Raw genomic sequence first — 22,446 nt, 5'->3', positions numbered from 1 at the left:
GCGGGTTTCGCGCGCGGGGTGCGGGGTGCGCCTGGGGTCTGGCGGTGGCCATGGGGGGGGGGGCCCGCCCGGCGGGCGCCCACCACGGTCACAACGCAAAGAATGCGCTGACGTCCCATCGCCGATTACTTGGCGGTGTAGACGATTTCGACGCGGCGGTTCTGCTGCCAGCAGGACTCGGCCGACTCGGTGCAGGTCGGACGCTCTTCGCCGTAGGAGACCACGGTGATCTGGCCGGCCGAACCACCCGCACCCTGCAGGGCGCCGGAGACGGCGTTGCCGCGGCGCTCGCCGAGGCCCAGGTTGTACTCACGGGTACCGCGCTCGTCGGCATTGCCCTCGAGGGTGATGCGCGACTCCGGACGGTCGGTCAGGTACTTGGCGTGGCAGGCCATGATGGCCTGGAACTCCGGACGCAGGGTGTCCTGGTCGAAATCAAAGTACACGGTACGCTGGCGCAGGCACGCGTCGGTGTCCAGGTCGGCCGGGGTGTAGCGGCCGTCGGAAACCGGGGCGGTGGTGGCCGGGGTTTCGACCGGCGCGGCCGGCTCTTCCTTGACCTTCTTGGCGCAAGCGGCGAGGGCGACGCAGATGGAAGCGGCGAGCAGCACGCGGGTGGTGGTATTCATGGCAAAGCCTCTTGGTGTCGGATGCAGTGGTGGTGCTTATTGTTAGGTGTGGCCCGTCCTACGTTTACCTCTGCCGGTAAGGTGACCAGGCGGGCTCCCGGACGTCACCATCGGCCAATACCAAACGCTGCCGCACGCGACCGTCAGCCGACACGGCATACAACACGCCACGCGAACCTTCCTTCGTGGCGTACAGCAACATGCTGGCGTTGGGGGCAAAGCTAGGCGACTCGTCGAGGTTGCCCGGAGACAGAGTCTGCCAGCGCCCCGCACCGCCAAAGCTGCGGTCTAGAACGGCAATACGATAAACGTTTCCGTTCCCCTGTGCCATAGCTATCTTCTTGCCGTCAAAGGAAATACTGGCCTTGGCGTTGGAATCCCCCTGGAAGCTCAGGCGGGTCGCCTCGCCCCCCGCCGCCGGCACCTGGTAGAGCTGGGGCTTGCCGGCCCGGTCGGACGTGAAGACCAGGGACTGGCCGTCGGCCATCCAGACCGCCTCGGTGTCGATGCCGTAGTGGCGGGTGATCTGGGTCAGGCCCTTGCTGGCCAGGTCCATCACGTAGATCTCGGGGTTGCCGGTCCGGGACAGGGTCAGGGCCAGGCGGCGGCCGTCCGGGCTGAAGGAGGGGGCGCCGTTGATGCCCCGGAAGCTGGCCACGACCTCGCGGGCGCCGGTGGCGATTTCCTGGATGTAGATGGTGGAATTGCCCCGCTCGAAGCTGACATAGGCCAGCTTGCGGCCGTCCGGGCTCCAGGCCGGGGACAGCAGCGGCTCGCGGGAGCGCACCACGGTCTGCGGGTTGAAGCCGTCGGAGTCGGCGATCATCAGGGCGTACTGGATGTTGCCGCCCGTGCCGTTGGCCGTCACGTAGGCGATGCGGGTCCAGAAAGCGCCGCGCACGCCCAGGATCTTTTCATAGACCTGGTCGGCGATCTGGTGCGCCACGTCGCGCATGCCACGGGCGCGGCCGCCCACGGCCAGGCCCAGCAGGCGCTCCTGCTTGGCCACGTCCCACAGCTCGTACTCGACGCGGTAGCCGCCGTCCGGGTTGTCGAGCACGCGGCCGACCACCACGAAGTCCTGCTTGAGCACGCGCCAGGTGGGGAACTTGATCTCGCTGCCGCGGATGGGCTTCTCGATCACGTCCTGCTCGGACAGCGCGCGGAACTGGCCCGAGCGGTTGAGGTCGGCACGGATGACGGCGCCGATGTCGGTGTCGGGGGCGACCGAGGTGCCCAGGTAGGGCATAGGCACCACCGCGATCGGCAGCGCGGCTTCGTTGCCCGTCACCAGGCCGATGTCCAGGCCCTGGGCGCGGGCCTGGCCCAGCGGGAGAAGCAGCGCGAGCGCCACGAAAGTAAGGAAACGTCTCATCGGCAGGCCTCTTCGGGGTAGCAGAACGTCAGGGTGACTTGTCGCTCGAACACGGACTTGAACTCGTCGTAGGGCATCGGGGCGCGGCGCAGGGCGCGCTCGACCGATTCGCGGCCCTGGGCGTCGAACGGGCAGCGCTGGAAGGCCACGTCGATCACTTCGCCGCCCGGGATCTGGGTGAAGCGGACTTCGCAGCGCGTGGCCTCCGGCGCCAGCACGCGGTTCCAGTTCGACTGCGCCGTCTGCAACATGGCCAGGGCGTAGCGCGCGCGCAGGTCGGTGTCGGTGCCGTTGTTGCCGCCAGCCTGCTGCGAGGGCTGGTTGGACGGCTGCGGCTGCGGCGCGGGCTTGGCCTCGCGGTCGGCCAGCTGGCGCAGGCGCTGCTCTTCCATCTTCGTGCGGCGCTCGGCGGCCTCGCGCTCCTTGCGCAGGGCCTCGAGCTGCTGGCGGCGCTGGCGCTGGCGCTCTTCCACCTCTTCCTGGCGCTTGCGCTCGGTCAGGTCGATCTGCTCCTGGCGCCGGCGGGCTTCCTGTTCCTCGCGCTCGCGGGCCTGTTCGCGCTCGAGCGCCAGCCTGGCCACCGCGTCCTGCTCGCGGGTGTCGGGCACCGGAATGGCTTCCTGCGGCGCCGGCTGGGTTTCCTGCGGGGCGTCCTGCGGGCGCGGCTCGGGATTGGGCTGCGGCGGCGGGGCTTCTTCCACCGGCGACGGCGGCGCGGGCTTCGGGGCCTGCTCGGCGGTCTTCTCGGCGGCGCTGATGTCGGCCGAGGAAACGATGAGCGAAGCGTCGATCACCGGGCCGGCGACCGAAATCTGCTTGGGCGCCGGCTGCAGCCAGCCGGCCAGGAGCAGCAGCACGGCGATGCCCACGTGCAGGGCCAGCGCCATGAGCACCGGCGTGCCAAGCTCGTCGCCCGATTCGTGCTGGCGGATGGCCTCAGCGTGCATTTTCCGGCGGCTGTCCCATCAGGCCCACGCGCGGCACGCCGGCCTGCTGCAGCAGCACCATGGTGTCGAAGACGGTGGCGTAGTCGGCGTCGCGGGCGCCGGCGACGAACACCGGTACTTCCGGATTCTGCTTCACGAAGGCGGCCAGCTTGGCCTGCAGGGTGGCGGCGTCGATCGGCTCGGCGTCGGCCGACTCGAGCTTGAGCGAATAGGCGCCGTCCGCGGTCACGGTGACCACGACCGGCTCCTTCTGCTGCTCGATCGGCTTGGCCTTGGCCTGCGGCAGCTCCACGTCCACGCCCAGGCTGAGCAGCGGCGCCGTGACCATGAAGATGATCAGCAGCACCAGCATCACGTCGATGTAGGGCACGACGTTGATGTCGGCCTTGAGCTTGCGCTTGTGGCGGCGGGTGATGGTGGCGGACATGGCCTCAGCTCATTCCTCGACGTGGGACTGGCGCTGCAGGATCGAGGAGAACTCCTCGGCGAACGATTCGTAGCGCACCGACAGGCGCTCGACCCGGGTGGCGAAGCGGTTGTAGGCCCAGACCGCCGGGATGGCCACGAACAGGCCGATGGCGGTGGCGAACAGCGCCTCGGAAATGCCCGGGGCCACCGCCGCGATGGACGCGCTCTGCTCGGTCGACAGGCCGTGCATGGTCACCATGATGCCGAACACCGTGCCGACCAGGCCGACGTAGGGCGCGGTGGACCCGATGTTGGCCAGCAGCTCGAGGTTGTGCTCGAGGCGATCGACTTCGCGCGCGAAGGTGGCGCGCATGGCGCGCTGGGCACCCTCGAGCTGGGTGCGGCTGTCGAGGCCCTTCTTCTGGCGCAGGCGGGCGTATTCGCGGAAGCCGGCTTCGAAGATGGCCTCCAGGCCCGAGACCACGCGGTTGCGGTCGGTGGCGGCGCGGTAGAGCTGGGTCAGGTCGACGCCCGACCAGAAGCGGCCCTCGAACTCGTCGGCCTCGTCGTTGGCGCGGGCGAAGACGCGGTTCTTGCGGAAGATGATGACCCAGCTCACCAGCGATCCGAACAGCATCAGCAGCACGATCAGCTGCACCGGCAGGCTGGCGTGCAGCATCAGCTGCAGGTAGTTGAGCCCGTCGCCGGCGCCGGCGGCGGCCGCTTCGGCGGCGGCCGGCACGGCTTCGGCGGGCAGCTCGGTCACCGGGGCGGCGGCGAGGATCAGGGCGGTGGCAAGGGACATCGTCGAGGGCTCCGGATCAGGGGTTTTCCACGGCCAGCCACTGGGGCAGCGGCCGCGGACGGAAACTGGAGGCCACCAGGCAGGCCACGCGCACCTGCGCGCGGACCAGGACCTGGCCGGCCCGGGAAATCTCCTGCCCGAGCAGCAGGCTGGCGGGCCTGCGTTCGAGGAGGGCGACACTGGCCTGCAGCTCGTCGTCCAGGCGTGCCGGCTTTTCGAATTCGAGGGTCATGTCGCGGATCACCAGCACCAGGTCCTCGCTCTCGCGCAGGGCCTGCTGCCCCACTCCCTGGGCACGCAGCCACTCGGTGCGGGCGCGCTCGAGGAAGCGGACGTAGCTGGCGTGGTACACCACCCCGCCGGCGTCCGTATCCTCCCAATAGACCCTTATCGGGAAGCTGAACGCGGCGCTCATGGTTCGAACAGATCGTCCGGTGCGGGCGTCCTGCGCGGGGCCTTGAGCCCGAGGTGGGTGTAGGCCTTGTGGGTGACCATGCGGCCGCGGGCGCTGCGCACCAGGTAACCCTGCTGGATCAGGTAGGGCTCGATCACGTCCTCGAGCGTGCCGCGCTCCTCGCTCAGGGCGGCGGCCAGGGATTCGACGCCGACCGGGCCGCCGTCGAAGTTCTCGATGATCATCTGCAGCATGCGCCGGTCGAGCTGGTCGAAGCCCTCGGCGTCGACCTTGAGCATGGCCATGGCCTGGTCGGCCACCTCGCGGGTGATCACGCCGCCGGCGCGCACCTGGGCGTAGTCGCGCACCCGGCGCAGCAGGCGGTTGGCGATGCGGGGCGTGCCGCGGGAGCGGCGGGCGATTTCGCCGGCGCCGTCGGGGGCGCATTCAATGCCCAGGATCTCGGCCGAGCGGCGCACGATGCGGGTGAGCTCCTCGGGGCTGTAGAACTCCAGGCGCTGGACGATGCCGAAGCGGTCGCGCAGCGGCGCGGTCAGCAGGCCGGCGCGGGTGGTGGCGCCGATGAGCGTGAAGGGCGGCAGGTCGAGCTTGATCGAGCGGGCCGCGGGGCCTTCGCCGATCATGATGTCGATCTGGAAGTCTTCCATGGCCGGGTACAGCACTTCCTCGACCACGGGCGAGAGGCGATGGATCTCGTCCACGAACAGCACGTCGTGCGGCTGCAGGTTGGTGAGCAGCGCGGCCAGGTCGCCGGCGCGTTCGATCACCGGGCCCGAGGTCTGGCGCAGATTCACGCCGAGCTCGTTGGCGATCACGTGGCTCAGCGTGGTCTTGCCCAGCCCCGGGGGGCCGAAGATGAGCACGTGGTCCATGGCCTCGGAGCGGCCCTTGGCGGCCTCGATGGCGATCTTGAGCTGTTCGCGCACCGGCTGCTGGCCGAGGTAGTCGTCCAGCCGCCTGGGCCGGATGCTGGCCTCGGCCAGGTCGTCTTCGCGGGTGGCGCCGGGGGCGATGACGCGGGTGTCTTCCATGGCCGCGATTATGGCAGGTAACGGCCCGGAAACCGCGTCCCGCCGGGGGTTTCCGACCTCAGATCACGACCTGGGTGCCCAGCTCCACCAGCCGGTTGCCGGGGATGTGGAAGAACTCGGTGGCCGGGGTGGCGTTTCGGGACATGAAGAGGAAGAGCTTGTCCCGCCACAGGGCCATGCCCAGGCCCGGCTTGGCCACCAGGGTCTCCCGGCTGGCGAAGTAGGTGGTCTGCATCGGGTCGAAGCCGGGGCCGGGGATGGGCCAGGACTTCAGGGCCCGCGGCACGTCCGGGTCCTCGAGGTAGCCGAAACGAAGGGTCAGGCGCGAGAAGCCGCGGCCCAGGTCGGTGTAGGCCACCCGCTCGGCCTCGTCGGCGCGGGGCACGGTGAGCACTTCCACGCTCAGCAGCACGTTGCGGGCGTGCAGCACCTTGTTGTGCTTGAGGTTGTGCAGCATGGCCGGCGGCATGTACTGGTTCGAGGGCGTCAGGAAGACCGCGGTGCCCTCGACCCGGGCCGCCGCCTGCGCACCCACCGTGGTGACGAAATGCTCGATCGACAGGCTTTCGCGGTTCACCTGGGCATGCACCAGCGCGCGGCCGCGGCGCCAGCTGCGCATCATGGCGAAGGCCATCACGCCCAGCGCCAGCGGGAACCAGGCGCCCTCGACGAACTTGACCACGTTGGCCGAGAAGAACGCCGCCTCGACCACCACGAACAGCAGGGCCAGCGGCCATACCTGCCAGCCCGGCAGGCGCCAGCGCACCTTGGCCAGGATCACCAGCAGCAGGGTGCTGATGAGCATGGTGCCGGTCACCGACACGCCATAGGCGATGGCCAGGTGGCTCGAGCTGCCGAAGCCCAGCACCACCGCGATCACCGCCACCAGCATCGCCCGGTTCACCCAGGGCAGGTAGATCTGGCCTTCGCTGTGCGCCGACGTGTGCACGATTTCCATGCGCGGCAGGTAGCCCAGCTGTATGGCCTGGCGCACGACCGAGAAGGTGCCTGAAATGAGCGCCTGCGAGGCGATCACCGTGGCCAGCGTCGCCAGCACGATCATCGGGTACAGCGCCCAGCCGGGCACCAGTTCGTAGAACGGGTTCGACACCTGCCCCGGGTGCGACAGGATGAAGGCGCCCTGCCCGAAGTAGTTCAGCACCAGCGCCGGCAGCACCAAGCCCAGCCAGCCGATGCGGATGGGCAGGCGGCCGAAATGGCCCATGTCGGCGTACAGCGCCTCGCCGCCGGTGACCGCCAGCACCACCGCGCCCAGCGCCAGCCAGGCCAGGGCGCCGTGCTCGCCGAAGAACCGGATGGCCCACAGCGGATTGGCGGCCTCGAGCACCGCGGGGTGCTGCGCGATCTCCACCGCGCCCAGCCCCGCCAGCGCCAGGAACCAGACGGCGGTGATGGGCCCGAAGATCCGTCCCACCCGCTCGGTGCCGTGCTTTTGCAGCGAGAACAGCGCCACCAGCACCACCAGCGTGACCGGCAGGACGAAGCGCTTGAGCTCCGGCGCGGCCACTTCCAGGCCTTCCACCGCCGACAGCACCGAGATCGCCGGGGTGATGACGCCGTCGCCGAAGAACAGGGCCGTGCCGAAAATCCCCAATATGCCCACCGTGTAGCCCAGCGGCGCCGCCACCGGCAGGCTGCGCTGCACCAGCGCGGTAAGGGCCAGGATGCCGCCCTCGCCGCGGTTGTCGGCGCGCATCAGCACCACCACGTACTTCAGGGTCACCACCAGCACCAGCGACCACAGCACCAGCGAGAGCACGCCGAGCACGTTCGCCGGCGTGGCCTCGATGCCGTAGTGCGGTCCGAAGGCTTCCTTGAGCGTGTAGAGCGGGCTGGTGCCGATGTCGCCGAAGACGACGCCAACCGCGCCGAGGACCAAGGGCCAGGTGCGCGGCGCCTTGGCGCCCGCGTGGGTTGCGTTGTTCATGGGGTTTGCCCGAAGGCGATGGGAAGGGGGGGTCAGCCGCGCAGGACGGAACGCAGGGCCTTGCGGATGATGTCCTCGGCGCTATCGCCGGGCTCGGCCTGCTTGAGCATCTTCTGGATTTCCGCCGGCTTGTAGCCCAGCTGCTGCAGCGCCACCGAGGCCTCGGCGGCCGGGTCGGCCGGCACGGCGCCGCCCTTGCCCGCCAGCACCGCCACCGCGCCGCCGGCGAAATCGGCCGCGCGGTCGCGCAGCTCGACCACCATGCGTTCGGCGGTCTTCTTGCCGATGCCGGGGATGCGGCACAGCGCGGTCACGTCGCCGGCCTGCACCAGGCGCGCGAAGTCGTCGACGCTGGCGCCCGACAGCACCGCCAGCGCGATCTTGGCGCCCACGCCGGTGACCTTCTGCACCTCGCGGAACAGCCGGCGCTCGGCTTCGGTGAGGAAACCGTAGAGCGCGACGCCGTCTTCCTTCACCGCGTAATGGGTGAACAGCGTGACTTCGCGCCCTACTTCCGGCAGGTCGTAGAAGGTGCTCATGGGCGCGGAGAGCTCGTAGCCCACGCCGCCCACGTCCACCATCAGCGCCGGCGGCGCCTTGTACACCAGCAAACCCTTCAGGCGGCCGATCATCGACGTCTCCGGAGCAAGGCGGTGGCCAGGCCGGTGCGGCCGGCGGTGGCGCTCATGTGCGCGTGGGTCAGGGCGACGGCCAGCGCGTCGGCGGCGTCGGCCTGCAGCTTCTTCTCGCCCAGGTTCAGCAGCAGGCGCACCATGTGCTGCACCTGGGCCTTGTCGGCCGCGCCGCCGCCCACCAGGGACTGCTTGATCAGGCGCGGCGCGTATTCATGCACCGCCAGGCCGTGGCGCACCACGGTGGCGATGGCGGCGCCGCGGGCGTGGCCCAGCTTCAGCGCCGAGGTGGCCGACTTGTCCATGAACACCGACTCGATGGCGACCACGGCGGGCTTCCACTCGGCCAGCACGTCCTCGAGGTCGAACACCAGCTTGCCCAGCCGCGCCGGGAAATCGTCGGTGTCCACCAGCAGGTTCAGCGCCTGGCAGTGCACGTAGGCGCACTTGCCCGTGGCGTCGACGTCGATGATGCCGATGCCGGTGCGCTGCGAACCCGGGTCGATGCCGAGGATGCGGGTCACGAGTAGGCGGCGTCGCCCAGGTCGGCGTTGGAATAGACGTTCTGCACGTCGTCGAGGTCCTCGAGCATGTCGAGCATCTTCTTGACCTGCAGCGCGACGTCGCCCTCGACCCTGATGTCGTTCTCGGCGCGCATCGTCACCTCGGCCTCGAGCGGCGTGAAGCCGGCGGCGGCCATGGCGGACTTCACCGCCTCGAACGATTCCGGCGCGCACAGCACTTCCACCAGGCCGTCCTCGGGGTACGACTGCACGTCGTCGGCGCCGGCCTCGATGGCGGCCTCGGTGATGGCGTCCTCGCTGCTGCCCGGGCCGAAGCTGAGCACGCCGAGCTTGCGGAACATGAAGGCCACCGAGCCGTCGGTGCCGAGGTTGCCGCCGCACTTGTTGAAGGCGTGGCGGACGTCGGCGACGGTGCGCACCTTGTTGTCGGTGAGGCAGTCCACGATCACCGCGACGCCGCCCGGGGCGTAGCCCTCGTAGCGGATTTCCTCGTAGCTCACGCCCTCGAGTTCGCCGGTGGCCTTCTTGATGGCGCGCTCGATCACGTCGCGCGACATGTTCACCGCCAGGCCCTTGTCCACGGCCACGCGCAGGCGCGGGTTGCCCTTGGGGTCGCCGCCGCCGAGGCGCGCGGCGGTGGAAATCTCGCGGATGATCTTGGTGAAGACCTTGCCGCGCTTGGCGTCCTGGGCGTTCTTGCGCCCTTCGATGGCCATCAATCTGCCCATGGAACCCGGCCCTGCACTGGTTGGCGAAAGCGCGATTATACGGCCGCGCGGGGTGGGCCAGCGCCGCTCAGGCCGGGAAACGCCCGTCGCGCAGGAAGCCGGCGACCAGGTCGGCCACGCGGGCATCGAACAGCAGGCCGCTGTGGCTGGCCGGCAGCACGCGGTGGTCGGCCAGGCCGGGCAGCCGGGTTTCCCAGACCGCCACGGTGCCGTCGCTCAGGCCGTCGAAGTCGCCGAACCATTGGCCCAGGCCGACGGCGTGGCTGCCGGCGACCATGCCCACCTCGCGCCCCGGCGGCAGCGCGTGCAGGCCGCTGCGCAGCAGGGTGCCGCTGCGGCCCAGCCAGAAGCCCAGGTGGCGGCGCGCCATGCCGCGGGCGGCGCTGGAGCCGGCCAGCGGCGAACCCAGGCAGACGATGCGGCCGGGCGGCAGGCCGGCGTAGCTGGCCGCCGTTTCCAGCGCCACCAGGCCACCCAGGCTGTGGCCCACCAGGTGCACCGGGCCGGGCGACAGGGCCAGCAGCCGCGCCGCCAGCCGGTCCACCGAGGGCGCCGGGCCGTGAAGGAGGCTGGCGTAGTCGAACACCTCGGCGCGATAGCCGAAGCCGCGAAGCCGGCGCGCCAGCGGCCACAGCGTGAAGCCGCGCATCCAGACGCCGTGAAGCAGGATGACGCGGGGGCCGGTGGGTTCGCGCAAGGCGGGGCTCGGGCGGTGGCGAGGCTGGCAGTTTATGCCGGCGTGGTGGCCTTTTCGCGGCGCAGGGTGAACTCCAGGTCCACCACCCGCCCGACCGGGAAGGTGTGCTCGCCGACCTTCTCGAAACCGTGGCGGGCGTAGAAACGCTGCGCGCCGGGGTTCTGCGACCACACGCCGATCCAGATCGTGCGCGGGCCGTCGGCCTGCAGCCAGTCCATCGCGGCCTGGAACAGGCGCGCGCCCCAGCCGGCGTTCTGGTACTTCGCCAGCACGTAAAGGCGCTTGAGCTCGCCGTCTTCCGGGCGCACCGCCGGGTTCGGCAGGCCGCAGGGGCCGGCCGCGGCGTGGCCCACGGCGACGCCGTCGTCCTCGAGCAGCCACACCGCGTAACCCGGGGTTTCCAGGATCACGCGCTGGCGGTCGACGTCATAGGACTCGCGCAGGAAGGCCTCGAGGTCTTCCGGCGGGTACAGGTGCCCGAAGGCCTCGACGAAGGTCTGCTCGGCCAGCGCCGAGAGCAGCGCGGCATCCGCCGGCGTGGCGCGACGGATGGCCAGCGCCATGGCTCAGGCCTTGTCGGGCTTGGGCCGCACCGAGACGTGCACCTCGGCCAGCTGCGCGTCCGGCACCGGCGAGGGCGCGCCGGTCATCAGGCACTGCGCCGTGGTGGTCTTCGGGAAGGCGATCACGTCGCGGATGGACTCGGTGCCGGCCATCAGCGCGGCAATGCGGTCGATGCCGAAGGCGATGCCGCCGTGCGGCGGCGCGCCGTAGCGCAGCGCGTCGAGCAGGAAGCCGAACTTGGCCTCCGCCTCTTCCGTGCCGATGCCCAGCAGGTCGAACACCGCGCTCTGCATGTCGGGGCGGTGGATGCGGATGGAACCACCGCCGATCTCGTTGCCGTTGAGCACCATGTCGTAGCCGCGCGAAACGGCGATGCGGGCGTTGGCCTTGAGGTCGGCGATGTCGTCCACGGCCGGCGCGGTGAACGGGTGGTGCAGCGCCACGTAGCGCTGCTCTTCCTCGTCCCACTCGAACATCGGGAAGTCGGTGACCCACAGCGGCTTCCAGCCGTTCTGCACCAGGCCCATGTCCTTGCCGACCTTCAGGCGCAGCGCGCCCATGAAGTCGCTGACCGACTTGTAGGTGCCGGCGCCGAAGAAGGCCAGGTCGCCCTTGCGCAGGCCGATGGCCGCGACCAGCGCGTCGAACGCGGCCGGCTCGAAGAACTTCTGGATCGGCGAGCTGACCGCGCCGTCCTCGCCGAGCTTGATGTAGGCCAGGCCCTTGGCGCCGTACTTGGCGGCATAGGCGCCGTAGTCGTCGATGTGCTTGCGCGAGAAGCCGGCGCCGCCGGGCACGCGCAGCGCGGCCACGCGGCCGTCCGGGTTCGAGGCCCAGTCGGTGAAGACCTTGAACTGGCTGTCCTTCACCAGCTCCGCCACGTCCTGCAACTCGAGTTCGATGCGCAGGTCGGGCTTGTCGGAGCCGTAGCGGCGCATGGCCTCTTCGTAGGTCATGCGCGGGAACGGATCGGCCAGCTCGACGCCGATCACTTCCTTGAAGACCTCGCGGATCATGCCCTCGACGGCGTCCTGCACGTCGCGCTCGCGCACCCAGGCGAACTCCATGTCGAGCTGGGTGAATTCCAGCTGGCGGTCGGCGCGCAGGGCTTCGTCGCGGAAGCAGCGGGCGATCTGGTAGTAGCGGTCGAAGCCGGCCACCATCAGGATCTGCTTGAACAGCTGCGGCGACTGCGGCAGCGCGTAGAACTCGCCCGGGTGCATGCGCGCCGGCACCAGGAAGTCGCGCGCGCCCTCGGGCGTGGCCTTGGTGAGGATGGGCGTCTCGATGTCCTGGAAGCCGCGCGCGTCGAGCCAGCGGCGCAGCGCCTGCACCAGGCGGATGCGCGTGCGCATCATCTTCTGCATCTCGGGGCGGCGCAGGTCGAGGTAGCGGTACTTCAGGCGCACGTCCTCGCCCGCGTTCTCGTGGGCGTGGAAGGGCAGCGGCGCGGCCTTGTTGAGCAGCTCGATGCGGGTGGCCAGCACCTCGACCTTGCCGGTGCGGATCTTGTCGTTCACCGCATGGCGCGCGCGCACCACGCCGGTGATGCGCAGGCAGTCCTCGTAGCCCACGGCGGCGGCGGCCTTCACCACCTCGGCGTTGCCGGCGTCGTCGGACGGCTCGGCCACCACCTGGACGATGCCCTCGTGGTCGCGCAGGTCGATGAAGCAGAGGCCGCCGAGGTCGCGGGCGACGTCGGCCCAGCCGCAGAGGGTGACGGTCTGGCCGATCATGGACTCGTCCACGAGGCCGCAGAAATGGCTGCGCATGCTGGCTCCGGAATCAGGGGGGACGCGGCGGTCGCCGGGCGTCGGGAAAGCCCTTAATGGTAGGTCCTGGCGGCCCCCCGGGCAATTCAGGGCCGCGCCCGCCGGCTTCACCACGGCTTGCCGGGGCCGTCCTATAGTCGCCGCACGGACCACCACCGGAGGGGAACCATGATCCGCATCCTGCTGCTGCTCTGCCTGGCGGCCGGCGCCGCCGCCCTGCCCCAGCCCAGCCTGGCCCAGTCCCTGGGCGGCGAGAGGGCCTATGCCCCCGAAGACCTGCGCCAGCTGCGCGTGCCGGACCGGATCCGGGTGCTGGAGAAGGAATACCGCGAGCAGTCCAACGGCCGCAGCCTGCCGGACGACCAGCTCGAGTTCTACCTCGACCAGATCGAGTCCGGCTGGACCTTCAGCCGCATCAAGTCCGACATGGCCCGCTCCCTGGCCGGCGGCAACGGCAACCGCCCGCCGGGCGGCGGCTGGGGCCCGCCGGGCGACTGGCAGGCGCACTCGGTCATCTGTTCCAGCGTGCGGGACCGTTACGCCCAGTGCGCCACGCCCTTCCGCGGCCGGGCCAAGCTGGTGGAGAACCTCTCCAAGACCCGCTGCATCGAGAACCAGAACTGGGGCAGCCGCAAGGGCATGGTGTGGGTGGACAACGGCTGCCGCGGGCGCTTCTCCGAGGGACGCGGCTGGGGCCCGGAGGGCGGCTACAACGTGACCTGCAGCTCCACCAATGGCCGCTACACCACCTGCGCCTGGAACGCGAGCTACGGCGAACCCCGCCTGCAGCAGCGGCTGTCGAATTCGGCCTGCGACGAAGGCCGCGACTGGGGCTACCGCCGCGGCCAGCTCTGGGTGGACAACGGCTGCCGCGCCCGCTTCGGCGTGCGCTGAACCGCGCCCTCAGGGCGCCCCGCCCTCGCTGCCCCAGGGCGGCGGGGGCAGGTCCACCGGCCGGCTGAGGTCGAATTCCACCTGGAACAGCCGGCCGCCCGGCCGGGACAGTTCGTACAGGAAGCGCTCGCCGGGCTCGATTTCCATGGCCCAGGTGTTGCTGACCGAGGCCTTCATGCCCTCGCGGCCGAACATCGCCACCGATTCGGCGTCCACCGGGAAGGCCTGGCGGGTGGGCGTGCCCGGGTCGAGCGTGTCGCCGCCGTACATCGTCACCGCGTCGGGGCTGCCGTCGGCGTGGCGGTGGTCGTGCTTGAGCCGCAGGCCGGCGCCGGTGCGGGTGAGCACCCAGGTGCGGGAATGGTCGTCGCCGACGTGGAAGGGAATGCGCACTTCGCCCGGCCCGCACTCGCGCACGTGCATCACCAGGGCCTTGCCGGCGAAGACGTCGTTGCCGGGCTGGGCCGGTTCGTCCACCAGCACCTTGCCGGCGAAGACCTGGCCGCAGTGTCGGGCGATGCGCGCCAGGAAGGCGTCGGCGGGCGCGGTGGCCGCGGCCTGCGGCGTGGTGTCGCCGCCACCGGCGCAGGCCGCGAGGCAGAGCGTGGAAACGAGCAGTGGGAGGGCGAGCTTCGGCGTCTTCATGCCCCGAAGCTAACGCGCGCCGCGCGGGCGCGGCAAGCCGTCAGCCGGCGGGCTTGGTCTCGGCCGGCTTGCTGGCGGGCTCGGCGGCCTTGGGCTTGGCGTCGCTGCCGCCGTCGGCGAGGTTGCGCTTCTTGTCGCCGTCCTTCTTGAAGTCGGTTTCGTACCAGCCGCCGCCGGCCAGGCGGAAGCTGGGCGCGGTCACCTGGCGCCGCACCTGGGGCGCGCCGCAGGCCGGGCAGTCGGTGGGGTCGGCGTCGGAAAGCTTCTGCAGCCGGTCGAAGGCGTGTCCGCAGGCGCTGCATTCGAAGGCGTAGATGGGCATGGCGAAAATCCGGCGGGAAGTGGTGCGTGGGGCGGGAATGGGGTCGGGGCGGCCCGGCTTCAAGGCTCCGCCGCTTCGAGCAGCTGCAGCCATTCGGCCTCGAGGCCTTCCTTCTCGCGCGCCAGCTTCTCCTGGCGCTGGGCGAGCTGGGCGACCTCGATGCCGCCGTCGTTGCCGTACACGGCCGGGTCGGCCAGTTGGGACTCGACCTGGCCCAGCTCGGCCTCGAGTTCGGCCACCCGGGCCTCGACCTGGCGCAGGCGGCGCGCGGCCAGGTCCTGCTCGTGCTTGCTGCGCGCCGGCTTGACCGGCTTCGCGGGCGCCGGCGCGGGTTTCGCGGCGGCGGCGGGCTTGGCAGCGCGCGGTTCGTTGTTGCGGCTGCGCAGCCAGGCGGCGTATTCGTCCAGGTCGCCGTTGAATTCCTCGACCTTGCCGTCGGCCACGCGCCAGAAGGTTTCGCAGACCAGGCCGATCAGGTGGCGGTCGTGCGAGACCAGCACGATGGCGCCCGGGAAGTCGGCCAGCGCCTCGGCCAGCGCCTCGCGCATGTCCAGGTCGAGGTGGTTGGTGGGTTCGTCGAGCAGCAGCACGTTCGGCTCGAGGTAGGCGATCAGGCCCAGCGCCAGGCGCGCGCGCTCGCCGCCGGAGAAGCCGTCGACGTTTTCGAAGGCGCGGTCGCCGACGAAGTTCCAACGGCCCAGGTAGTTGCGCAGCTGCTGCTCGCCGGCGTTGGGCGCGATCTGCTTGAGGTGCCAGAGCGGGCTCTGGCCTTCGTGCAGGCTTTCGACGGTGTGCTGGGCGAAGTAGCCGATGCGCAGGTCGGGGTGCGCCACGCGCTCGCCGGCCAGCAGCGGAAGCTCGCCCACCAGCGTCTTCACCAGCGTGGACTTGCCGGCGCCGTTCGGGCCCAGCAGGCCGACGCGGTCGCCGGCCTCGAGGCCGAAGCCGACGTCGTGCAGGATGCGGGCGTCCGGCCCGTAGCCGGCGTCGACGTGGTTGAGGCGGATCAGCGAGTGCGGCAGGCGCGCCGGCTCGGCGAAGGCGATGCGGAAGGCGCGCTCGGCGCGCACGGCTTCGGTGCCCTGCAGCTTGGCCAGGCGCTTCATGCGGCTCTGGGCCTGGCGCGCCTTGCTGGCCTTGGCCTTGAAGCGGTCGATGAAGCTCTGCAGGTGGGCGCGCTCGGCCTGTTCCTTTTCGTGCGCGATCTGCTGCTGGCGCAGGTGCTCGGCGCGCTGGCGCTCGAAGCTGGTGTAGTCGCCGGTGTAGAGCTTGGCCTTGCCCTCGTGCAGGTGCAGGGTGTGGGTGCTCAGGCCGTCGAGGAACTCGCGGTCGTGCGAGATCATCAGCAGCGTGCCCGGGTACTTGAGCAGCCACTGCTCGAGCCACAGGACGGCGTCGAGGTCGAGGTGGTTGGTGGGCTCGTCGAGCAGCAGCAGGTCGGACGGCATCATCAGCGCCCGCGCCAGGTTCAGGCGCACGCGCCAGCCGCCGGAGAAGGCCGACACCGGCGTGGAATGCGTTTCCGGCGGGAAGCCCAGGCCGTGCAGAAGGCGGCCGGCGCGCGCGGTGGCGTCGTAGCCGTTGATTTCGGCGAGCTTCTGGTGCGCCTCGGCCACCGCGTCCCAGTCTTCGGCGGCGGTGGCGGCGGCCTCGGCCTGCAGCACGGCGTGCACCTCGGTGTCGCCCGAAAGCACGAAGTCGATGGCCGGGTCGGGCAACGAGGGGGTTTCCTGGGCCACGCTGGCGATGCGCACCTTGCCCGGCAGGTCGATGTCGCCCTGGTCGGCCTCGACTTCGCCCAGGATGGCGGCGAACAGGCTGGACTTGCCGCAGCCGTTGCGGCCGATGACGCCGACGCGCCAGCCCGCGTGCAGGGCGAGGTCCACCTGGGAAAGCAGCAGGCGTTCCCCGCGGCGCAGGGCGAAGTTGCGGAAGGCGATCATGACGAGGGGTCAACCGTGGGCCGTGTAGTCTAACAGGCCGGCCAGCCCCCCTCGGCCGCCCCTCCCCCGCCGGAGCGCCCATGCCCCATGACACGCCCCTGATTTCCCTGCTCGCGGTCGGCCTGGTGCTGGCCTTCGTCCTGGGCGCCCTCGCCCAGCGGCTGCGCCTTTCGCCCCTGGTGGGCTACCTGCTGGCCGGCGTGCTGGTGGGGCCGTTCACGCCCGGCTTCGTGGCGGACCCGGCGCTGGCGATGGAGCTTTCGGAAATCGGCGTGATCCTGCTGATGTTCGGCGTGGGCCTGCACTTCTCGGTCGAGGAGCTGATGGAGGTGAAGACCATCGCCATCCCGGGCGCCATCGCCCAGATCGCCGTGGCCACGGCGATGGGCTGGGGCCTGGCCTGGGTCCTGGGCTGGCCAGTGCTGCAGGGCCTGGTGTTCGGCCTGGCGCTGTCGGTGGCCAGCACGGTGGTGCTGCTGCGGGCGATGGAGGACCGGCGCCTGCTCGAAACCCGGCGTGGCCGCATCGCGGTGGGCTGGCTGATCGTCGAAGACCTGGTGATGGTGGTGGCGCTGGTGCTGCTGCCGGCGCTGGCCGACTCCATGGGCACCACCGGGGCGGGCGAGCGGGCCGGCGCGGGCTCGGTGCTGGGCTCGCTGGGCTGGACGCTGGTGAAGGTGAGCGCCTTCGTGGCGCTGATGCTGCTGGTGGGCAGGCGGGTGATCCCGTGGATGCTCGAGAAGGTCGCGGGATTGGGCTCGCGCGAGCTGTTCACGCTGTCGGTGCTGGCGATCGCGCTGGGCGTGGCCTTCGGCTCGGCCAAGCTGTTCGGGGTCTCGTTCGCGCTGGGCGCCTTCTTCGCCGGCATGCTGCTCAACGGCGACCTGAGCCACAAGGCCGCGTCCGATTCGCTGCCGCTGCGCGACGCGTTCGCGGTGCTGTTCTTCGTGTCGGTGGGCATGCTGTTCGACCCGATGATCCTGGTGCAGCAGCCGGTGGCGGTGGTGGCCACGTTCCTGATCATCACGGTGGGCAAGTCGCTGGCGGCCTACGTGATCGTGCGGGCGTTCGGGCACCCGAACGACACCGCGCTGACGATTTCGGCCAGCCTGGCGCAGATCGGCGAGTTCTCCTTCATCCTCGCAGGCCTGGGCGTGTCGCTGGCGATCCTGCCGGAGTCAGGCCGCGACCTGGTGCTGGCCGGCGCGCTGCTGTCGATCATCGCCAACCCGCTGATCTTCGCCCTGCTCGACGCCTGGCAGGCGCGGCGCATCGCCAGCGGAACCGTGGCGGCGGCCGCGCCCGAGCCGGCGCCCGGGCCGCCGCGGCCCACGGAGGGCCACGCCATCCTGGTGGGTTACGGCCGCGTCGGCCGCGAGCTGGCGCGGCTGCTGCGCGACCGCGGCGTGCCGGTGCTGGTGGTGGACGCCGACGCCGACCGCGTGGACGAAGCGCGCAACGCCGGCTTCCCGGCGGTGAAGGGCCATGCCGCCGCGCCCAACGTGCTGGACGAAACCCATCCGGCCGGCGCCGCCATCGGCGTGCTGGCCGTGCCGCAGCCGCTGGAGGCCGGCGAGGTCATTGCCCGCCTGCGCGCCGCCAACCCGCAACTGGTGCTGCTGGCCCGCGCCCACAGCGAGGCCGAGGTGCGGCACCTGCTCGCCCACGGCGCCGACGGCGCGGTGCTGGCCGAGAAGGAGCTGGCGCACAGCATGGCCGAGATGGCGATGTCGGCGCCGCCCTTCCGAAAACCCCGACGGTCCGGCGAGAACCTGGCATGAACCTGATCACCACTCTGCTGCTCGCCGCTGCGGGCGCCGCCGCGCCGCCCACCGAGGTGGCGGTGCTTTCCACCCTGCACGGACTTCACGCAGAGGTGCCTGGCTATGGCGACGCGGCCCTGGCAGACGCGATCCGGGACCTTTCGCCCGATGTGCTCTGCCTGGAGGTTTCTCCCGAGGCACTGGCCGAACGCCGGGCCGAGAAAGTGAAGGTGGAATACCCGGCTGTCGTCTATCCCCTGCTCGACCGGGAGCGCTACGACACCTGCACGCTGGAACCGGAGCGCGAGGCGGCGCAGGCGATCATCGGGCCCTACGTCGCCGCCAATCAGGCGTTCTCGGACGGATCGCCTGACGCAGCCAAGGCCTTTTCGGGCTACGGCGAAGCGATGTACGCGCTGCTCAAGCACCACTGGCGTGACGCCGCCAGCGTCAACGACGCCACCACCGACCAGATGATGCAGGGCAAGCACGCGATCCAAGAGGCGTTGATCGGCCCGGGCGAAGCCGCCGGCTGGGCGGCCTGGAACCGCCACTTTTCCGAGCGCGTGCGGGAAGCCGCGGCGAAGCATCCCGGGAAGCGCATCGTGGCGCTGGTCGGCGCCGAGCATGGCTACTGGCTGCGCCGCGACCTTGCCAGCACCCCCGGCATCACCCTCCTCGACACCGCTTCCCTCCTGCGTCGCGTCGAAAATGGGGTTAGAGAACATTAGCGTTCAAAAAATCTGCTCCCTGGTCCCATTTTCTAGAAGAGTTCGCCCTGGTGGGTCGCGGGCGCGATGGACGCGGACTGGGCGATTGAACCGCCGCGGCGGCGGGGCTGGCGGGCGCGGCTGCCATGTTTTTCGAAGACGCGGCGGCTTTCTTCACGCTCGACGTAGGCGCGTTTCCAGGCGGTGAGTCTGGCGCGGGCCTCGCGGGCGGCCTGTTCGTGGTCGCGCACGGGCAGCGGGTAGGTCTCGCCCAGGCGCAGGCCGGCGGCGCGCTGCTGCGCGGTGCCCATCAGCCACGGGGTGTGGATCCAGTCGTCGGGTACGCCGGCGAGTTCGGGCAGCCAGCGGCGGATGAATTCGCCGCGCCGGTCCTGGTCCTGGCTCTGCTTCACCGGGTTGTACATGCGCGGGATGTTGATGCCGGTGACGCCGGCCTGCATCTGCACCTGCGGGTAGTGGATGCCCGGTTCGTAATCGGTGAACCACGCGGCCAGCTGGCGCGCGGGCTCGGGCCAGTGCAACCACAGGTGGTAGCTGGCGATCGAGACCAGCATGGCGCGCATGCGGAAGTTGAGCCAGCCGGTCTGCTGCAGCGAACGCAGGCAGGCATCGACGAAGGGCCAGCCGGTTTCGGCACGGCGCCAGGCCTCGAACCATTCGCGGTTGAAGTCGCCTTCGCGCAGGCCGTCGAAGCCGCGGTGGACGTTGCGGAATTCGATCTCCGGCTCGCTCTCGAGCTTCTGCATGAAGTGGCAGTGCCAGTGCAGGCGCTTTTCCAGCGAGGCCAGGTCGCGGGCCGGCACCGGGGCGCCGGCTTCGCGAGCGGCGCGCACGGCGTGCACCACCTCGCGCAGCGAGAGCGTGCCGGTGGCCAGGGCGACCGAAAAGCGCGAACAGCGTGTCTCCGCCGACAGCGGGCTACTCATGCCTCGCATATAGCCGGCGCCGCGGCCGGCGAGGAAGGTCTGCAGGGCGCGCTCGCCGCGACGGCGGCCGCCGCGTTGGCGGCCCGGGCAGGGGTCGGGTTCCAGACCGAGCTCGCCTGCCGTGGGGATGGCGCCGGGGTCGATGCCAGGCACGGGTGCCAGCGCCGGCTCGGACAGGGGCGCGGGCGCCAGACGCGCCTCCCACTGCGAGGCCCAGCGGTTGCGGCTGCGCAGGCGCCGAACCACGCCGCCGCTGGGCGTTTCATGCCAGGGAATGCCGTGGCCGCGGGCCCAGGCGGCCACCGCGCGGTCGCGGGCGTAGGTCCAGCCGTTGCCGGTTTCCTCGTGCGACCACAGGGCGGCGATGCCGTGTTCGCGGCGCAGCGCCTCGAAGATGTCCAGGACATCGCCGCGGCGCACGACCAGCGGCTGGCCCAGCCGGGCCAGGTCCTCGCGCAGGTCGCGCAGGCCGTCGGCCACCGCCTCCCACTGGCGTCCGCTGGCGTCGGGCTGGGTCCAGTACGCCGGTTCGGCGACGTAAAGCGGCAGCACCGGACCGCGCGCCGCGGCTTCCACCAGCGGCGCGTGGTCGCGGGTGCGCAGGTCACGCTTGAACCAGACGAGGTGGACAGGCATCCACCAAGCGTGCCCGGGTGGCCGTGAACCCCTTGTGGGAGGGCCTTCAGGCCCGAAGCTTTTCGGCGAAGAGCTTCGGGCCTGAAGGCCCTCCTACAGGGGCGGAAAGGGTCAGGCGCGCTGGAAGACCAGCGTGCCGCCCTGCGCGCCCACGTGCACCGTGTCGCCCTGGCCGAACTCGCCGGCCAGGATCTTCTGGGCCAGCGGGTTCTCCAGCTGCTGCTGGATGGCGCGCTTGAGCGGACGGGCGCCGTACACCGGGTCGAAGCCCACGTTGCCCAGCAGCGCCAGCGCGTCGTTGCTGATCTCCAGCTTGATCTGGCGCTCGGCCAGCCGCTTGGAGAGGTAGGCGGTCTGGATGCGGGCGATGGCCTGGATCTGGTCGCGGCCCAGCGGGTGGAAGACCACGATCTCGTCGAGGCGGTTGATGAACTCCGGGCGGAAGTGCGTCTGCACCACGCCCATCACCGCCGCCTTCATCTGCACGTAGGCCGCGTCGCCCTCGCCGCTGAGCTCCTGGATGTGCTGGCTGCCCAGGTTCGAGGTCATCACGATGACGGTGTTGCGGAAGTCCACCGTGCGGCCCTGGCCGTCGGTGAGGCGGCCGTCGTCGAGCACCTGCAGCAGCACGTTGAACACGTCCGGGTGCGCCTTCTCGACCTCGTCGAGCAGCAGCACGCTGTAGGGCCGGCGCCGCACCGCCTCGGTGAGGTAGCCGCCCTCCTCATAGCCCACGTAACCCGGGGGCGCGCCGATGAGCCGCGCCACGGAGTGCTTCTCCATGAACTCGCTCATGTCGATGCGCACCATGGCGTCTTCGGTGTCGAACAGGAAGCCGGCCAGCGCCTTGCACAGCTCGGTCTTGCCCACGCCGGTGGGGCCCAGGAACAGGAAGGAGCCGTTCGGCCGGTTCGGGTCGGACAGGCCGGCGCGCGAGCGGCGGATGGCGTCGGACACGGCCTTCACCGCCTCGTGCTGGCCCACCACGCGGCCGTGCAGCGCGTCTTCCATCTTCAGCAGCTTCTCGCGCTCGCCCTCGAGCATCTTGCTCACCGGGATACCGGTCCAGCGCGACACCACCTCGGCGATCTCCTCGGCCGTCACCTTGTCCTGCAGCAGCTGGAAGCCCTTGGTTTCCACTTCCTGCGCCGCGGCCAGCTGCTTTTCCAGCTCCGGGATGCGGCCGTACTGGATCTCGCTGGCCTTGGCGAAGTCCTGGCGACGGTGCGCCGCCTCGAGCTCCAGGCGCGCCTGCTCCAGCTGTTCCTTCACCTTGGTGGCACCGGTGAGTGTGGCCTTCTCGGCCTTCCAGATCTCCAGCAGGTCGTTGAACTCGCGCTCGAGCGTGGCGATCTCGGCCTCGAGATCCGCCAGGCGCTGCTGCGATTCCTTGTCCTTCTCCTTCTTCAGCGCCTCGCGCTGGATCTTGAGCTGGATCAGGCGGCGCTCCTTGCGGTCCATCTCCTCCGGCTTGGAGTCGATCTCCATGCGGATGCGCGAGGCCGCCTCGTCCATCAGGTCGATGGCCTTGTCCGGCAGCTGGCGGTCGGCGATGTAGCGGTGGGACAGCGTGGCCGCGGCGACGATCGCCGGATCGGTGATCTCCACGCCGTGGTGCACGGCGTAGCGCTCCTTCAGGCCGCGCAGGATGGCGATGGTGTCCTCCACCGACGGCTCGCCCACGAACACTTTCTGGAAGCGGCGCTCCAGCGCGGCGTCCTTCTCCACGTACTTGCGGTATTCGTCCAGCGTGGTGGCGCCGATGCAGTGCAGCTCGCCGCGCGCCAGCGCCGGCTTGAGCATGTTGCCCGCGTCCATGGCGCCCTCGGCCTTGCCGGCGCCCACCATGGTGTGCAGCTCGTCGATGAACAGGATGACCTGGCCTTCCTGCTTGGACAGGTCGTTGAGCACGCCCTTGAGCCGCTCCTCGAACTCGCCGCGGAACTTGGCGCCGGCGATCAGCGCGCCCATGTCGAGCGAGAGCACGCGCTTGCCGCGCAGGCCCTCGGGCACTTCGCCGTTGACGATGCGCTGGGCCAGGCCTTCGACGATCGCGGTCTTGCCCACGCCGGGCTCGCCGATCAGCACGGGGTTGTTCTTGGTGCGCCGCT

Annotated in this window: 22 protein-coding genes; 3 read left to right on the top strand and 19 right to left on the bottom strand. The window is 70.5% G+C overall.

What is annotated here, in order from left to right:
• Positions 1 to 125: 125 nt before the first annotated feature.
• The 14 genes from pal to aspS form a co-directional block, all read right to left on the bottom strand.
• On the bottom strand, positions 126 to 629 hold the full coding sequence (gene pal / locus ACE3Q2_RS12240; protein ID WP_231695509.1) for a peptidoglycan-associated lipoprotein Pal: 504 nt from the start codon (positions 627 to 629) through the stop codon (positions 126 to 128).
• 64 nt (positions 630 to 693) lie between these two features.
• On the bottom strand, positions 694 to 2,004 hold the full coding sequence (gene tolB, locus ACE3Q2_RS12235; RefSeq protein WP_231695510.1) for a Tol-Pal system beta propeller repeat protein TolB: 1,311 nt from the start codon (positions 2,002 to 2,004) through the stop codon (positions 694 to 696).
• On the bottom strand, positions 2,001 to 2,951 hold the full coding sequence (locus ACE3Q2_RS12230) for a hypothetical protein (RefSeq protein WP_231695511.1): 951 nt from the start codon (positions 2,949 to 2,951) through the stop codon (positions 2,001 to 2,003). Before ACE3Q2_RS12230 ends, tolB begins: the two co-directional genes overlap by 4 nt.
• Positions 2,941 to 3,378, bottom strand: a complete 438-nt coding sequence (tolR, locus tag ACE3Q2_RS12225) for a protein TolR (protein ID WP_231695512.1) — start codon at positions 3,376 to 3,378, stop codon at positions 2,941 to 2,943. Before tolR ends, ACE3Q2_RS12230 begins: the two co-directional genes overlap by 11 nt.
• Before the next feature lie 9 nt (positions 3,379 to 3,387).
• Positions 3,388 to 4,164, bottom strand: coding sequence for a protein TolQ (tolQ, locus tag ACE3Q2_RS12220; protein ID WP_374474297.1), 777 nt, complete (start codon positions 4,162 to 4,164; stop codon positions 3,388 to 3,390).
• A gap of 16 nt (positions 4,165 to 4,180) precedes the next feature.
• Entirely contained in the window at positions 4,181 to 4,579 is a 399-nt protein-coding gene (gene ybgC / locus ACE3Q2_RS12215; protein ID WP_231695513.1) for a tol-pal system-associated acyl-CoA thioesterase, read from the bottom strand.
• The gene (gene ruvB, locus ACE3Q2_RS12210; RefSeq protein WP_231695514.1) at positions 4,576 to 5,610 is read right to left on the bottom strand and encodes a Holliday junction branch migration DNA helicase RuvB; all 1,035 of its coding nucleotides are present in this window, start codon (positions 5,608 to 5,610) and stop codon (positions 4,576 to 4,578) included. The genes ybgC and ruvB overlap by 4 nt, the downstream gene beginning before the upstream one ends.
• A 58-nt stretch (positions 5,611 to 5,668) precedes the next feature.
• The gene (locus ACE3Q2_RS12205) at positions 5,669 to 7,558 is read right to left on the bottom strand and encodes a potassium transporter Kup (protein WP_374474294.1); all 1,890 of its coding nucleotides are present in this window, start codon (positions 7,556 to 7,558) and stop codon (positions 5,669 to 5,671) included.
• Between the two features lie 32 nt (positions 7,559 to 7,590).
• Positions 7,591 to 8,190 carry a Holliday junction branch migration protein RuvA gene (gene ruvA / locus ACE3Q2_RS12200; RefSeq protein WP_231695516.1) on the bottom strand — a complete coding sequence of 200 codons (600 nt, stop codon included), beginning with the start codon at positions 8,188 to 8,190 and terminating at the stop codon, positions 7,591 to 7,593.
• Entirely contained in the window at positions 8,187 to 8,714 is a 528-nt protein-coding gene (gene ruvC / locus ACE3Q2_RS12195; RefSeq protein WP_231695517.1) for a crossover junction endodeoxyribonuclease RuvC, read from the bottom strand. The genes ruvA and ruvC overlap by 4 nt, the downstream gene beginning before the upstream one ends.
• Positions 8,711 to 9,442, bottom strand: a complete 732-nt coding sequence (locus ACE3Q2_RS12190; protein WP_231695518.1) for a YebC/PmpR family DNA-binding transcriptional regulator — start codon at positions 9,440 to 9,442, stop codon at positions 8,711 to 8,713. The genes ruvC and ACE3Q2_RS12190 overlap by 4 nt, the downstream gene beginning before the upstream one ends.
• Before the next feature lie 67 nt (positions 9,443 to 9,509).
• A complete protein-coding gene (locus ACE3Q2_RS12185) occupies positions 9,510 to 10,139 on the bottom strand; it encodes an alpha/beta fold hydrolase (RefSeq protein WP_231695519.1) in 630 nt (209 codons plus the stop codon).
• Positions 10,140 to 10,171: 32 nt separating this feature from the next.
• Positions 10,172 to 10,702: a GNAT family N-acetyltransferase gene (locus tag ACE3Q2_RS12180; protein WP_374474291.1), complete on the bottom strand. Its 531-nt coding sequence runs from the start codon at positions 10,700 to 10,702 to the stop codon at positions 10,172 to 10,174.
• Between the two features lie 3 nt (positions 10,703 to 10,705).
• Positions 10,706 to 12,475 (bottom strand): aspartate--tRNA ligase, encoded by a 1,770-nt coding sequence (aspS, locus tag ACE3Q2_RS12175; protein ID WP_374474288.1) that lies wholly within the window; start codon positions 12,473 to 12,475, stop codon positions 10,706 to 10,708.
• A gap of 168 nt (positions 12,476 to 12,643) precedes the next feature.
• Between aspS and ACE3Q2_RS12170 the strand changes: the two genes are divergently transcribed.
• Positions 12,644 to 13,369 carry a DUF3011 domain-containing protein gene (locus tag ACE3Q2_RS12170; protein WP_374474286.1) on the top strand — a complete coding sequence of 242 codons (726 nt, stop codon included), beginning with the start codon at positions 12,644 to 12,646 and terminating at the stop codon, positions 13,367 to 13,369.
• Between the two features lie 9 nt (positions 13,370 to 13,378).
• Here the strand turns inward: ACE3Q2_RS12170 and ACE3Q2_RS12165 are convergent, their stop codons facing one another.
• Genes ACE3Q2_RS12165 through ACE3Q2_RS12155 form a run of 3 tightly spaced genes read right to left on the bottom strand, consistent with a single transcriptional unit; the run spans position 13,379 to position 16,279 of the window.
• Complete coding sequence (locus ACE3Q2_RS12165; RefSeq protein WP_374474284.1) at positions 13,379 to 14,014, bottom strand: hypothetical protein; 636 nt, start codon at positions 14,012 to 14,014, stop codon at positions 13,379 to 13,381.
• 40 nt (positions 14,015 to 14,054) lie between these two features.
• Positions 14,055 to 14,336 (bottom strand): zinc ribbon domain-containing protein, encoded by a 282-nt coding sequence (locus tag ACE3Q2_RS12160; protein WP_231695524.1) that lies wholly within the window; start codon positions 14,334 to 14,336, stop codon positions 14,055 to 14,057.
• Positions 14,337 to 14,395: 59 nt separating this feature from the next.
• Positions 14,396 to 16,279, bottom strand: a complete 1,884-nt coding sequence (locus tag ACE3Q2_RS12155; RefSeq protein ID WP_374474282.1) for an ABC-F family ATP-binding cassette domain-containing protein — start codon at positions 16,277 to 16,279, stop codon at positions 14,396 to 14,398.
• A gap of 80 nt (positions 16,280 to 16,359) precedes the next feature.
• On the opposite strand from ACE3Q2_RS12155, the gene ybaL reads away from it, so the two are divergent.
• Together ybaL and ACE3Q2_RS12145 are read left to right on the top strand one after the other, a co-directional pair.
• Positions 16,360 to 18,060 carry a YbaL family putative K(+) efflux transporter gene (ybaL, locus tag ACE3Q2_RS12150; protein ID WP_374474280.1) on the top strand — a complete coding sequence of 567 codons (1,701 nt, stop codon included), beginning with the start codon at positions 16,360 to 16,362 and terminating at the stop codon, positions 18,058 to 18,060.
• Positions 18,057 to 18,773, top strand: coding sequence for a hypothetical protein (locus ACE3Q2_RS12145; protein WP_231695527.1), 717 nt, complete (start codon positions 18,057 to 18,059; stop codon positions 18,771 to 18,773). Before ybaL ends, ACE3Q2_RS12145 begins: the two co-directional genes overlap by 4 nt.
• A 32-nt stretch (positions 18,774 to 18,805) precedes the next feature.
• Here the strand turns inward: ACE3Q2_RS12145 and ACE3Q2_RS12140 are convergent, their stop codons facing one another.
• Positions 18,806 to 20,335 carry an FAD-binding domain-containing protein gene (locus ACE3Q2_RS12140; protein ID WP_374474279.1) on the bottom strand — a complete coding sequence of 510 codons (1,530 nt, stop codon included), beginning with the start codon at positions 20,333 to 20,335 and terminating at the stop codon, positions 18,806 to 18,808.
• A 111-nt stretch (positions 20,336 to 20,446) separates the two neighbouring features.
• Positions 20,447 to 22,446, bottom strand: a 2,000-nt coding sequence (clpB, locus tag ACE3Q2_RS12135) for an ATP-dependent chaperone ClpB (RefSeq protein ID WP_374474278.1), incomplete at its 5' end; no start/stop codon positions are given.

Origin of the sequence: Arenimonas sp., from assembly GCF_041913985.1 — a bacterium.
Lineage (GTDB): Bacteria > Pseudomonadota > Gammaproteobacteria > Xanthomonadales > Xanthomonadaceae > Arenimonas.
Note: the sequence above shows the minus strand (reverse complement) of the source record. Positions and strands in the feature narration are given on the sequence as shown.